The sequence below is a fragment of the Neorhizobium sp. BETTINA12A genome, from assembly GCF_023006485.1.
GTDB lineage: Bacteria > Pseudomonadota > Alphaproteobacteria > Rhizobiales > Rhizobiaceae > Neorhizobium.
Genome location: NZ_JALBGW010000043.1, coordinates 1 through 13,078, shown reverse-complemented (window position 1 = coordinate 13,078; position 13,078 = coordinate 1). Strand labels below are relative to the sequence as shown.

The 13,078-nt window shown below is 60.5% G+C and carries 14 protein-coding genes; 5 read left to right on the top strand and 9 right to left on the bottom strand.

Features of this window, described 5'->3' with window-relative positions; genetic code table 11:
• Positions 1-14: 14 nt before the first annotated feature.
• Complete coding sequence (ychF, locus tag MOV61_RS13460) at positions 15-1,118, bottom strand: redox-regulated ATPase YchF (RefSeq protein WP_247136915.1); 1,104 nt, start codon at positions 1,116-1,118, stop codon at positions 15-17.
• Between the two features lie 146 nt (positions 1,119-1,264).
• On the opposite strand from ychF, the gene MOV61_RS13455 reads away from it, so the two are divergent.
• From MOV61_RS13455 to clpS, 3 genes are all read left to right on the top strand, one after another.
• Positions 1,265-1,531 carry an AbrB/MazE/SpoVT family DNA-binding domain-containing protein gene (locus tag MOV61_RS13455; protein WP_247036614.1) on the top strand — a complete coding sequence of 89 codons (267 nt, stop codon included), beginning with the start codon at positions 1,265-1,267 and terminating at the stop codon, positions 1,529-1,531.
• A complete protein-coding gene (locus tag MOV61_RS13450) occupies positions 1,521-1,919 on the top strand; it encodes a type II toxin-antitoxin system VapC family toxin (RefSeq protein WP_247036612.1) in 399 nt (132 codons plus the stop codon). Before MOV61_RS13455 ends, MOV61_RS13450 begins: the two co-directional genes overlap by 11 nt.
• 101 nt (positions 1,920-2,020) lie before the next feature.
• On the top strand, positions 2,021-2,329 hold the full coding sequence (clpS, locus tag MOV61_RS13445) for an ATP-dependent Clp protease adapter ClpS (RefSeq protein ID WP_247136914.1): 309 nt from the start codon (positions 2,021-2,023) through the stop codon (positions 2,327-2,329).
• A 6-nt stretch (positions 2,330-2,335) separates the two neighbouring features.
• Here clpS and prmB read toward each other — a convergent pair whose 3' ends face one another.
• The 6 genes from prmB to MOV61_RS13415 form a co-directional block, all read right to left on the bottom strand.
• Entirely contained in the window at positions 2,336-3,280 is a 945-nt protein-coding gene (gene prmB, locus MOV61_RS13440; RefSeq protein ID WP_247136913.1) for a 50S ribosomal protein L3 N(5)-glutamine methyltransferase, read from the bottom strand.
• Between the two features lie 81 nt (positions 3,281-3,361).
• Complete coding sequence (locus tag MOV61_RS13435) at positions 3,362-3,811, bottom strand: GNAT family N-acetyltransferase (protein WP_247136912.1); 450 nt, start codon at positions 3,809-3,811, stop codon at positions 3,362-3,364.
• A 5-nt stretch (positions 3,812-3,816) separates the two neighbouring features.
• A complete protein-coding gene (pth, locus tag MOV61_RS13430) occupies positions 3,817-4,545 on the bottom strand; it encodes an aminoacyl-tRNA hydrolase (RefSeq protein WP_247136911.1) in 729 nt (242 codons plus the stop codon).
• A 79-nt stretch (positions 4,546-4,624) separates the two neighbouring features.
• Positions 4,625-5,350, bottom strand: coding sequence for an ABC transporter substrate-binding protein (locus MOV61_RS13425; RefSeq protein ID WP_247136910.1), 726 nt, complete (start codon positions 5,348-5,350; stop codon positions 4,625-4,627).
• Positions 5,351-5,417: 67 nt separating this feature from the next.
• The gene (locus tag MOV61_RS13420; RefSeq protein WP_247136909.1) at positions 5,418-7,796 is read right to left on the bottom strand and encodes an EAL domain-containing protein; all 2,379 of its coding nucleotides are present in this window, start codon (positions 7,794-7,796) and stop codon (positions 5,418-5,420) included.
• Positions 7,797-8,010: 214 nt separating this feature from the next.
• Positions 8,011-8,616 carry a 50S ribosomal protein L25/general stress protein Ctc gene (locus MOV61_RS13415; RefSeq protein ID WP_038544217.1) on the bottom strand — a complete coding sequence of 202 codons (606 nt, stop codon included), beginning with the start codon at positions 8,614-8,616 and terminating at the stop codon, positions 8,011-8,013.
• Between the two features lie 245 nt (positions 8,617-8,861).
• Here MOV61_RS13415 and MOV61_RS13410 point away from each other — a divergent pair, with 245 nt between their 5' ends.
• Positions 8,862-10,307, top strand: coding sequence for a hypothetical protein (locus MOV61_RS13410; protein ID WP_247136908.1), 1,446 nt, complete (start codon positions 8,862-8,864; stop codon positions 10,305-10,307).
• A 138-nt stretch (positions 10,308-10,445) separates the two neighbouring features.
• Positions 10,446-12,509 carry a bifunctional diguanylate cyclase/phosphodiesterase gene (locus MOV61_RS13405; protein WP_247136907.1) on the top strand — a complete coding sequence of 688 codons (2,064 nt, stop codon included), beginning with the start codon at positions 10,446-10,448 and terminating at the stop codon, positions 12,507-12,509.
• A 6-nt stretch (positions 12,510-12,515) separates the two neighbouring features.
• Here the strand turns inward: MOV61_RS13405 and MOV61_RS13400 are convergent, their stop codons facing one another.
• Both MOV61_RS13400 and MOV61_RS13395 read right to left on the bottom strand, forming a co-directional pair.
• Positions 12,516-12,773 (bottom strand): hypothetical protein, encoded by a 258-nt coding sequence (locus tag MOV61_RS13400; protein ID WP_247136906.1) that lies wholly within the window; start codon positions 12,771-12,773, stop codon positions 12,516-12,518.
• Between the two features lie 116 nt (positions 12,774-12,889).
• On the bottom strand, positions 12,890-13,078 hold a 189-nt coding region (locus MOV61_RS13395), incomplete at its 5' end, for a Kazal-type serine protease inhibitor (RefSeq protein ID WP_247136904.1).

The window sequence follows — 13,078 nt, the reverse complement described above, 5'->3', positions numbered from 1 at the left end:
AGCGGGCGCTGCGATCAGGTGTTGAAGCGGAAGTGGATCACGTCGCCGTCCTGGACGACATATTCCTTGCCTTCGTCGCGGCCCTTGCCGGCTTCCTTGGCGCCGACTTCGCCCTTGAAGGCGATGTAGTCGTCATAGGCGATGGTGAAGGCACGGATGAAGCCGCGCTCGAAATCCGTATGGATGACGCCGGCGGCTGCCGGTGCCTTGGTGCCGCGCACGATCGTCCAGGCGCGGGTTTCCTTCGGGCCGACGGTGAAATAGGTGATCAGGTCGAGGAGGTGGTAACCGGCGCGGATCAACCGGTCGAGACCGGCTTCCTCTAGGCCGAGGGCCGACAGGAATTCCTTGGACTCTTCCTCGGGAAGCTGCGCCACTTCGGACTCGATCGCGGCCGAGATGATCACGCATTCGGCGCCTTGTTCCTTGGCCATGGCGGCGACGGCTTTTGTGTGCTCGTTGCCGGTCGAGGCATCGGCTTCCGCGACGTTGCAGACATAAAGAACCGGGTGCGACGTCAGAAGGTTGAGGTCCTTCAGGATTTCGATCTCTTCGGGCGCCAGCGTCTTCAGGAGCAGACGTGCCGGCTTGCCGTCGTTCAGGAGCTTGATGACGGCATCCATGACCGGCAGCTGCGCGACGGAATCCTTGTCCTTGCTGGCGGCGCGCTTGCGGGCCTGCTCGACACGGCGCTCCAGGCTTTCGAGGTCGGCGAGCATCAGCTCGGTCTCGATCGTATCGGCATCGCCGACCGGGTTGATGCGACCTTCGACATGGGTAATGTCGTCATCCTCGAAGCAACGCAGCACGTGCACCACCGCGTCGACTTCGCGGATATTGGCAAGGAACTTGTTGCCGAGGCCTTCACCCTTCGACGCGCCGCGCACCAGGCCGGCGATATCCACGAAGGAGATGCGGGTGGGGATGATTTCCTTGGAGCCGGCGACCGCGGCCAGCTTCTGCATGCGCGGATCGGGCACGGCCACTTCGCCGGTATTCGGTTCGATCGTGCAGAACGGATAGTTGGCCGCCTGGGCGGCAGCCGTCTTGGTGAGTGCATTGAAGAGAGTAGACTTGCCGACATTCGGCAGGCCCACGATACCGCATTTGAAACCCATGGGTCCGGACCCTGTATCTGAAGAAATTTCGTTGCTGTGGCTATGGGGGAAAGTGCCGGGGCGGTCAAGGCTTGGTCGGGATATCGCATTCACACATCTTGTAAGTAAGGTAAAATTGCCTTACTTACTCGCTAAGGAGTAATGCGATGGTTAGGTTGAAGGTTACGGCCAAAGGACAAATCACCTTGAAAAAGGAGGTTCTCGATCATCTCGGGATAAAACCCGGTGACGAAGTTGACGTCGATCTGCTTCCGAAAAAAGGAGCTCATCTTCGGAGTGTACCAACCGGGAATATAGAGGATTTTTTTAGCAGCTTCGGGAATCCTCACAATATTCATGCGACACTGGAGGAAATCCAAGACGCTATAGAGGCCGGTTGGGCCGGTGAAGTGCGGTTCGACGATGATCCCTGATACCAATGTCATTATCCGCGCCTGGGCCGGGGATGACGAGGCGCAGGCTGCGGAGGCGCGCCATCATATCAGGGAGGCGGAAGGGCTTTTTATCTCCACCGTCGCATTGTGCGAGTTTGTATGGGTCGCGCGTCAGATCTATCGCCGGACACGACCTGAGATCGCCCAGGCTATCAGGCTTCTGATTGCAGATGAGCGCATTGTTGTCGATCGTGCTGTGGCGGATGCTGGCCTTGCATTCCTCGACGCCGGAGGCGATTTCGCCGATGGGGTGATCGAATTTGAGGGAAGGAGGTTAGGGGGCGAGACCTTCGTGACTTTCGACAAACGCGCGGCCTCGATCGTCCGGGCACAAGGCCGGAATTGCGTTCTCCTGGATGCCGATTGACCCGCATTCCACTCCGATCAACTGCTTGAAAAATTCCGGTTGCGGTGCGATATAAGCCGGAATGCCTAGTGTCGGACGCCGTCATCAGGAGGCGAGACGCCATGAGCGAAGATACCACCCTAAAACCAAGGACGAAAACCAAGACCAAGCTGGAGCGGCCGAAGCTCTACAAGGTCCTGCTCGTCAACGACGACTACACGCCGCGCGAATTCGTGACCATGGTGCTGAAAGCCGTGTTCCGGATGAGCGAGGAAACCGGCTACCGGGTGATGCTGACCGCGCACCGGATGGGGCTGGCGGTCGTCGTCGTCTGTACCAAGGACATCGCCGAAACCAAGGCGAAGGAAGCGGTCGACCTTGCCAAGGAGGCGGGTTTCCCGCTGATGTTCATCACCGAGCCCGAGGAATAGAGAGGGTTACCTCTTTTTTCCCGCCTTCACGCCGAGCGCTTCGGCGCTGATCCAGAACACCGCGTCCTGCGATTCGGCCGTTTCCAGCCATAGGAGTTCGAGGTCGGGGAATTCCTCTTCGAGGATTTCGCGGCCCGAGCCGATTTCGCAGATCATCCCGCCGCCGACGTTGAGATGCGCCGGCGCTTCCGCCAGCAGCCGGCGGACGAGGTCGAGACCGTCGACGCCGCCGTCGAAGGCCATTGCCGGTTCGGAGCGGAATTCCGCCGGAAAACCGTCCATCGCTTCGTGATCCACATAGGGCGGGTTGGTGATGATCAGGTCGTATTTCTTGTTTCCGAGCGGCGCGAAGAGGTCGCCGTTGAAAAGCGTGAGCTGATCTTCGACGGCGTGTTCTGCAACGTTCAGCTTGGCCACTTCGAGTGCATCGGCCGAGAGGTCCACTGCATCGACCTCCGCATTCGGGAAGAATTTTGCCGCGAGGATCGCAAGGCAGCCGGAACCGGTGCAGATATCGACGGCGCTTTCGACGCTCAGCGGATCGGGCAGGAAGGTTGAGCCGTTCTCGCTCAGATATTCGCTGAACAGGATTTCGCCGATATGGGAGCGGGGGACGATCACCCGCTCGTCGACGAGGAAGCGGACGCCCTGGATATAGGCATGCCCGGTCAGGTAGGACGTGGGCTTGCGGGTGGTGACGCGGGCGTCGATCCGCTCGGCCAGCAGCAGCCGTTCGGCCGGCAGAAGGCGGGCGTCGAGGAAGGGATCGAGCACGTCGATCGGCAGGTCGAGTGAGTCGAGGATCAGGAACGCAGCGTCGTCGCTTGCCGTTGTCGTGCCGTGGCCGTATCTGAGGTTTGCGGCGCTGAACCGGGAGATGGCATAACGCCAGTAGTCGCGAAGGGTGACGAGTTCGCCGGTGATGTCATCCATGTTCGGGGCCTGGGTCATGTCGCGCTTCCATTTTCGATCGGCCTCCCATAGCCGCTCCGAAAGCGGCGCGCCACCCCTTTGAACGAGTGCTACGGCTCCTTATGGGCGGCGAATCTGGAAGCCGGTCTTGTTCTGCAGAAAGCCGCAGTTTTCATAAAAGCGCAGCGTTGCCGGGTCCTGCGAACCCGTCAGCAACATCACTTTGTAGCAGCCGTCACTCCAGGCCTGATCGATGGCCCTGCGGATGAGGGCGCCGGCATAACCGCGCTTGCGGTGGTCGGCATGGGTGACGACGTTTTCGATCAGCGCATAGGGCGCGCCTTTGCGGGTGAGGTTCGGCACGACGATCAGTGTCACCGTGGCCGCCGCGCGCCCGTCTGCGAAGCCGATCAACACCGTCATGCCGGGCTGGGCGAGAATGGCGGCGAAACGCTGCTCGGCCAGCGCCGGCTCCGGGTCCGGGTCGTGGTTCAGGTGGTGATAGAGTTCGATCAGGTCGGCAAGATCGCCGTCGCGGGCCGGGCGAATGACGAAGTCGGCAGGGGGCATCGACACTATTCGCCCTTGCCGCCGAACATTTTCTTCAGCATCTCGGCCATCGGGCCCGAGGTCGGCAGGTTCGGTTTGCCGCCGCTGCGGGCCTGATGGATATGCGATTGCCCGGTCGGTTTGGCGACGGGCTTTTTTTCCGGTTTAGGCTTTTCCTCGTCCGGCTTGCCGCCGACGGCGATCGCCAGCTTGTTCATCAGCTGCGAATCCTCTCCCTTTACCAGCATTTCGGCGTTGTCGGCGAGGGCGTCGAGGAGAGGGGAGAGCCAGGTCTGGTCGACCTTGGCGAAATCGCCGAGCACGTGGTTGTGGACGAGCTCCTTTGCTCCCGGATGACCGATGCCGAGGCGAAGCCTGCGGTATTCGCGGCCGCAATGGGCATCGAGGGATTTGACGCCATTGTGGCCGCCATGACCGCCGCCGGTCTTGATGCGGGCCTTGGCGGCCGGCAGGTCGAGTTCGTCATAGATGGCGATGAGGTTTTCCGGCCCGAGCTTGTAAAAGCGCATGGCCTCGCCGACTGCTTCGCCCGAGAGGTTCATGAAGGTCTGCGGCTTGATCAGCAGCACCTTTTCGCCGGCGAGTTCGCCTTCAGAGATCAGCGCCTTGAACTTCTTCGACCAGGGCGAAAAACCGGGACGACGCTGGATCGCGTCCACCGCCATGAAGCCGATATTGTGGCGGTTGCCCGCATATTGGGAACCGGGGTTGCCGAGGCCGGCGATGATGAGCATGGAGACGTCCATCCTTGACTGCTGGCTTTTCACCACCGCGAAACGCCGTCAAAGTCAACCGGTTTCGACACTTGAGCCTTTATTGAAGCTCATCAATACCGTAGCGCCTCAGAATTGCATTCTGGACGCCGTCCTTGATGAGGCGGTCGAGGCCTGCCTGCATCCTGACGATCAGTTCGTCGGGCACATCGAGGTTGCAGGCAATGCCGAGATGCTGCTCGGAAAACAGGATGACCTTTTCGATCGGTGTTCCATCCGCCTTCAGCTTTTGGTAGACGCCTTCCGACATGGGCATCATGTCGATACGGTCCTGGAGCAGCTTTCTGAGCGTCGTGTCGACGTCGGCGCTGAGATCGATCTTCGGGAAACCCGAACTCTTCAGAAGCGCCTCGGTATAGTCGGCGCGATGCGTACCGACAGTGTATTGCTTGGCCTCGTCCAGGGTTGCCGCCATGACCTTCGAACCCGCATGGCGGACGAGGATGTTGCGGTCGATGAAAAGAGGCACGACCCATTTGAAACGCGGCTCGCGTTCGGGCGTGCGGGCGGCGGCGAAGACGCAGTGCATGGGTTGGGTCTCGGCCACCGCAATGGCGCGAGCCCAGGGCATGATCTCCAGGGTGTAAGGCGTGCCCACGTCGCGCATGATGATCTCGACCTGGTCGATACCGACGCCGCGATAGCTGCCGCCCGGCTCCTGATAACTGAAGGGCGGGTAGGACTCCGTCGAAAAGACGATCGGCTGCTGGGCATGGGCGCCCGCCGTGAGGCAGAGGCTGGCAAGAAGCGGCACTGCGATTTTCATCTGTCCACCTTCCAAACGCGCATGTTGTCATTTCTGACCCAGCATCTGGTCCGGTGGTGAGGGCTTGTCAGCTCGCCATGGACTCGATTTCGGCCTGCCGGGCGGATAGGGCCGAGAGCAGTTCGGAGATTTCGCGGGGCTTCGAGAAGAGGTAGCCCTGGGCGTAGTCGATGCCCATTTGCTGCAGCAATAAGCGCTGCTCTTCCGTCTCGACACCTTCGGCGACGACCTTGCAGTTCATCTTGTGAGAAATAGCACTGATGCCTTCGACAAGCATCCTGTTCTTACTGCCTATGTCACCTGTCTGTTCGGTGAGCGAACGGATGAAGGACTGGTCGATCTTGACGATATCGACGGGGAAACGGCTCATGTAGCTCAGCGACGAATAGCCGGTGCCGAAATCGTCAAGCGCAATACGGCAGCCGAAGCGATGGATCTCGTTGAGGATGGTGCGGATTTCAGGGTTGTCGTGCATCAGCACGGCTTCGGTGATTTCCACCACCAGGCGCGACGGATCGATGCCGTAGCGGCCGAGCAGACCGGCAAGGCGGGCCGGCAGTCCAGGCTCGAATTGCAGCGGCGAGAAATTGACCGCGACATAGGCCTCGCCCATGCCCGGCAGGCGTGAGACGCGGGCAAGGTTCGCCATCGCGTCTTCCAGGATGAGGTTGCCGATCTGGCCGATCGTGCCGGTCTCCTCGGCAACGCTGATAATGCCGGCCGGCGACATCAGCCCCTTGCGGGGGTGGCGCATGCGCATCAGGGCTTCGAAGCCCGACGGAACGCCGGTCTCGATGTCGACGATCGGCTGGAAATGCGCCTCGAACCAGCTTGCGGCAATGGCGACTTCGATGTCGCTCTCGATCTCGGCCCGTTCCCGCGTCTGGTCGAGAATGGCGGGATCGTAGACCTGCGCACCGTTCTTGCCGTCGCGTTTGCGGGCATACATCGCCATGTCCGACTTCTGCAGCAGCTCGGCCGCACTGGCGGCATGGCTCGGATAGAAGGCGAGCCCGATACTGGCGCTCAACCGCACGCCGGTGCCCTGGATTCGGAAGGGAACCTCGAACATGTCGACGATCTTTTGGCTGAGTTCGGTGGCGCGGCGCTCGGCACCTTCCCCGGTGATCAGGATGGCGAACTCGTCGCCGCCGAGGCGGGAGGCGGTGTCGCCGTCGTTGAGCATCGGCTTGGTCCGTTCGACGAACTGGCAGAGCACGGCGTCGCCGGCGGCATGGCCGAGATTGTCGTTGATCGCCTTGAAGCGGTCGAGATCGACGAACAGGCAGGCGACCTCCGTCCGTGTCCTGTCGGCCTCGGCAATCTTCTGGTCGAGCGTCGCTTCAAAGCCCTGGCGGTTGAGAAGCCCGGTCAGGTGGTCGGAGATGGCCTGCTGATGGTTGCGCAGTTCTGACTGCCTCAGTTCCGTGACGTCCGTCATGACGCTCAACGAGCCGGGAATGCCGCCGCCGGCCGTGCCGAGTTCGATTTCGACGATCAGCACATCCATCAGGCGGCTGTCGGCGCAGAGGAAGCGGACGGTGGCTTCGATCGCCAGGCCGGTCGATTTCGCCTGCTGCTTGCGCCTTGCATAGATCTGCCGGTCCGCCGGCGCGACAAGCTCGGAAAAGGGATGGCCGATGACGTCCTCACGGCGATAGCCCGTCGCGAGCAGCCAATAGTCGCTGACGGCGGCGATCTGGTCGCCCGAGGTCAGCGAAAACAGCATGGCCGGCGTCAGGTTGTAGATTTCCGTGGTCTGCTGGTGGGCACGCTTCAGTTCGCGCTCCTCGCGCTCCAGCAGCGTCTGCATTTCGTTGAAGCTCTTCGCCAGCCGCCCCATTTCGTCGTTCGACCGCCAGTCGACATGGTGGCGCGAACCCAGCCTGCGGGTTGCCTCGATGGCTGCGGTCAGCCGCATCAGCGGCTTGATGACCATGACGCGGTTGCCGAGGATCGCCGCGCCGAAGACCGTCAGGATGGTGATGATGAAGATGGAGATGAAGGCCATTTCCATCTGGTGCAAGGCGGAGAACCAACCGAGCTTCGGGACATAGACGGTAATGCTGCCGACATTGCGGGTACCCTGCTGCGATTTGTAGAAGATCGGCTCGGAGATGGCTTCAAGCCCGCGGAAATCGGCCGGATTGACGTCGACTTCGGAAATATTCAGCTTGCCCGTATTGTCGCTGATCTGCACGCCGCTGATGGCCGGGTCGGCGACGAGCATCGACGCGACCTGGTGGATGCTGTCGGTGTCGAGATCCCAAAGCGGCTTTCCGAGCGCCTGGGAGTTGGTCACCAGCACGACATTGACGTGTTCGCTGAGGTTCTTGGCGGCCTGCTGGGAGGAAAGCGCCAGAAACAGCGTGAACAGGGGCGCGACGACGACCAGAAGGGCGCCCGAAATAATCGCAATAAAACGACTCTCAACGGAATGAGTCATCCGTCTCCCCGCATTCATCGTCTGGCTGACGCCGGACTTTCCCCGTCATGCTGAAGTAGCGTGCATCGTTTCACCTATTCATTAAACTTCACTGAAACGACAATGCCAAGATTCGAACGAATTACGGAAGCAGCGTTACTAAACTGTATTCGGTGGACAATAAAAAACCCGCTTTCTTGCGAAAGCGGGTCCCATTTCAAGAATTTCGGCCTGGTTATTCAGCAGAAGCCGGTTCTTCCTCGGTAACGCCTGCAGCCGGGGCGACGATCGTCGCGATGGTGAAGTCGCGGTCGGAGATGACCGGACGTACGCCAGCCGGCAGCTTGACGGCGGAGATGTGGAGGCTGTCGCCGATCTTCGCGCCCGTCAGGTCGAGGGTCAGGAATTCCGGAATGTCGTTGGCCGGGCAAAGCAGCTCGACTTCATGACGGACGATGTTGAGAACGCCGCCGATCTTGATGCCCGGGGACTTCTCTTCGTTGACGAAGTGAACCGGAACTTCAACGGAAACTTCCGTGTTGCCCGAGACGCGCAGGAAGTCCACGTGCATGGTGAAGTCGCGGACCGGATCGAGCTGATAGTCCTTCGGGAGGACCTGGATCTTCTCGCCGTTGACGTCGATCGTGGCAACCGTGGTCATGAAACCGCCGGCATGGATGCGCTTCGTCACTTCGTTGGTCGACAGAGCGATCGCGATGGGGGACTGCTTGTCACCATAGATGACAGCAGGAATGAAACCGTTGCGGCGAAGTTCACGGGAGGACCCCTTACCTACCCGTTCGCGCGCCTCGGCCTTGAGCTCGTATGATGCGTGGCTCATGGCATATCCTTTCGAGGTTGTTTGGAGAGTTTTCCGCAAGCGTTATCGGCTCGCGTCAAACTGAAGGGCATCATCCGATGCGCTTCATCCGCGTTGCCTCCAAGGGTGTCTACGCGGACCGGCGGGCTATAATACAACGATCGAGGATGTGCAAGCTTTTCGGCCTGGAAACAAAGGGCTTGCGCTTGACTTCGGCGGGCCGTCTTCCAAATTGGTGCCCGTTGAATGAGGGAAGGGTTTGATTCATGAAACGTACTTTGATCGCGACCGGACTGATGGCTGCGTCCTGCGTATATCCGGTTGCGGCGGCTGAGATCAACGACAAGGGTGCCCGCACCCTCAAGGAAAGCCTCATCCACTTCCTGCCGGATACGGTCAAGTCCACGGGTTTCCTGACCGTCAAGCCGGCCGGCGAACGCTACGAGATCAGCTACGATTTCGCCAAGCTGCTGAAATCCATCAACAAGAAAGACTTCATTGTTTCCGGCCTGAAGCCGTATTCGGTCTTCGCCGCGCCCCTCGACAACGGCCAGTGGAAGTTCAACAGCGACAGCGACATGAATTTCACCGTCAAGGGCAAGAGGCCCGACGGCAAGCCGACGAACCTCAACTACTCCGTCACCGACATGGTGTTTTCCGGCATTTTCGATCCGGCGATCAGTTACTTCCGCTCGGGCGAGGTGACGTCAGGCCCGCTCCGAATGGTCTCGAAGAGCGGTCCGGAGGAGGTCGAGGCGAGTGTCGCCGGCATGAACTATTCACTGGCGTCCGCGGCGAGTGCGGCTGCTGGGGGCACCGATTTCACCGGTAAGGGCTCGTTCCTGCGCTTCTACGAACGGATTGCGACGCCCGAAACTCCACCCATACAGGTCCGCGCCGAAAGCCTCGATTTCGACGTCGGCGTTCAGGGCGTGATGGCCGAAAAGATTCGCACTCTTGTCGCCTTCATGCTGGCACTCATCGAAGATGAAAAGCCGTCGCAGGCCGAGATCACCAGGCTCAAGGATCTCATTCGCGGCGCAATGCCATTCTTCACCGCGCTTTCTGAAAAAATCAGCTTCAACCAGTTCACAGTGGCAAGCCCGATCGGCGATTTCGGCATCGACAAGCTCGACTATACGTTCACGATGAGCGAGCCCGCCGCGGCAACCCGGATCGGCTTCGGTGCGCGCATCGAAAACATCTCGACGCCGGATGGCATCATTCCCCCGCTCTACGCCCAGCTGGTGCCGGACATGGCGGAAGTTGAGGTCGGTGTCGCCGACCTCAACTTCCAGCGTTTCATCGACACCTTCATGGAGATCGACTTTTCCAAGCCCGGTGCGCTACCAGACGCGGAGGGCGAGCGTCTCGGCAAAGCCTTCCTCGACGACGGCCAGTTGACTGTCGATTTCCCGCGCGTTGCCGCGAAATCCGCGCTCTACGACGTCGAAGCCTCCGGCAAGGTCAAGGGTTATCCGGACGAGAAGGACCGCTACACGCTGGAAACCTCGATCCTTGCCCGCGACATTGATAAGCTGATCCAGTATTTCCAGGCCGCCGCCAAGAGCGACCCCGAATTCAACCAGGTTTCATTCGCGATAATGATGGCGAAGGGCATGGCGAAGACTGAACCGGACGGCCGCCTGCGCTGGGACGTCAAGTTCGAGGACGGCAAGAGCTTCAGCGTCAACGGGCAGCCGATCCAATGATCTGACGACCTGTTCACGCCTTTTGGTGCCGGCTTCGCTTTTGCCAGTCAGTCGGCATTTACTATTCAAAGGAACGGTTCAGACATGTTTCAATGCTAAAACTTCTCGACCAAACCCGTTGAAAAGTGACAGGCATTCATGTTTCGCGTTTTCTCCTGCATCTTCATAGAGCACGATCTTCGGTATATCGCTTCCGCTGTGTTGATCTGCGTGATCGGTTCCTTCCTGACCATCCGGCTTTTTTCCCGTGCCCGGAGGGGGAGCGGGATCGAGAAGGTCATCTGGCTTTTCCTCGCGGGCTTCATGGGGGGATCGACCACTTGGACAACGCATTTTCTGGCCATGCTCGGTTATCTATCCGGCGGGCAGGCGGGATATGAGCCGGCTCAAACGCTTCTTTCGTTCATGATCGCGGTCGCCACGGCGACAATCGGGCTGAGCATTGCAAGTTATGGCGGCCGGTCCCTGCTTGCCGAGGCCGGCGGGATGGTGATGGGGCTCGGCATCGCTGCGATGCATTATACCGGCATGGCCGCTTATGAGGTGCAGGGCAGCATCGACTGGGATCGCCGCTACGTCATTGCCTCGCTGATCTTTGCAGGTCTATTCGGCGTGTTGACGACCAATCGCGTCGTGCGGCCGGTGACGCATTTCTGCAAATACAGCTCCGTGCTGGCGATGATCCTGGCGATCGCCACGACCCATTTCACCGCCATGGGCGCGATCGATGTCGTCCTCGACTCCCGTGCCGTGCTGCAGAACGAGGTCGTTCCGCCGGTCGTGCTCGGTTTCGGCGTGTTGTCGCTGATGCTGATCCTGCTGGCGCTGACAGCGGCGACCTACCTGATCGATGCCCGCACGACCCAGGCCGCCGTCGAACAGTATCGCCGCCTTTCCCTGCACGATGCGCTGACGGGGCTTGCCAATCGCGCCGCCTTCAACGAGCAACTCGCCGATATCGCCATGCGTCCGGCCGACCTTGCGTCCCGCATCGCGGTACTTTCCTTCGATCTCAATCGCTTCAAGGAGGTCAACGACGTCCACGGCCATGCGGCCGGCGACGAGGTCTTGCGCAGGATCGGCGGCAGGCTTGCCCAGGCGGTCGGCGAGGGCGAATTCATCGCCCGTGTCGGCGGCGACGAGTTCGTCGCGCTGAAGCATCTGTACTACAAGCGCTCCGACGCGATGACGCTTGCCAATCGGCTGCTTGCCGAAATCTGCAAGCCGATCGAATGGAACGGGAATACGCTCACAGTCGGCTCGAGCGTCGGTATCGCGCTCTATCCCGAAGAAGCAAAGACGATCGACGATCTCGTGGCGCAGGCGGATGTGGCCATGTATCGCGCCAAGCAATCCGGCGACAGCATGGTGTGCTTCTACGATTCGTCGATGGACCAGGCCGCCCGCGAACGCAACTTACTTGCCATGGACATGCGTTCCGGTCTCGTGGCCGGGCAGTTCGAACTCTATTATCAGCGGCAAAACGATACGTTCTCCGAAGAGGTGGTCGGTTTCGAGGTCCTGCTGCGTTGGAACCATCCGGCACGCGGCCTGGTCAATCCCGGCGAGTTCATCCCGATCGCAGAGCGCACCGGCTTCATCGTCGAGCTTGGCGAATGGGTGCTCCGGAGCGCCTGCCTGGAGGCGGCGACGTGGAAAAATCCGTTCGGTATTGCCGTCAACGTCGCTGCCCAGCAGCTCGCCGATCCGAGATTTCCGACCAAGGTTCGCGATATCCTCAACGAGACGGGGCTCAGTGCCGACCGGCTGGAGCTTGAGATCACCGAATCCGGCATCATCGGCGACCATCAGCGGGCGCTTCAGATCGTTCGCCATCTGAAGAGCCTCGGCGTCAAGATCGCCATGGACGACTACGGCACCGGTTATTCGTCGCTTTCGACGCTGATGTCCTTCCCGTTCGACAAGATCAAGATCGACCGAACCTTCGTCGACGGGCTTTCCAACAACGAACAGTCGGCGGCGATCGTGCGCTCGACGTTGATCCTTGCCTCCAGCCTCCATATCCCGGTGCTTGCGGAAGGGGTGGAGACCGATGCGCATATCGCCTTCCTGCGCAAAGAAGGCTGCATGCAGGTCCAGGGCTATCTGTTCGGCAAGCCCGGTCCGCGGGCCGGGATCGAACATATCGTCAATGGTGAAGCCCGGGACGAGAGCACCCCGGTGGTTGCCAAGGTCGCCTGACTTGCGTCAGCGTCGGGGTTCGCCCCCCGGTGCATAGACCGTCTTCTGCTCGAAACGGAACTTGTGGCCGCACTGGCCGCAACGGATCATGTATTTGCGTGGATCGGTCGACGCGAATTCGGTCATGAAGCCTTTCGGCAATTCATCAATGCGGAAATCGCGATTGCCCTGCCGCCTGTCGTCGGTCTCGGAAACCTCGGCGAAACCGACATTGCCGCATTGGGAACATTCGAGTTTTCGGGAATAGCGGTCGCGTGCGGCCATGCTTGTCTCCTTCTTCGGAGGGCCTTCTAGCCGAAGCTTTGGCACAAAGCAAAACGCCGGAACCTCGGTTCCGGCGTTTTCCGTCGACGATTTTGGGAGCCTTCAAGCAAAGCCGCTTAGCGGCGGCACTCACCGGAAGCCACGACGCTGAAGCCGGCATTTGCCGCCTCGCAGGCGTTCGGGAAAGTCTGGGTGCGTCCGCCCTGCTGGCCGCAGACGGGACGGTATTCGCGCGTGCAGAAGCCGGGCTGCTCGGGCCTTCCGGGACGATCCGGGCGACCAGGACGGCCCGGCTGGTTCCAGTC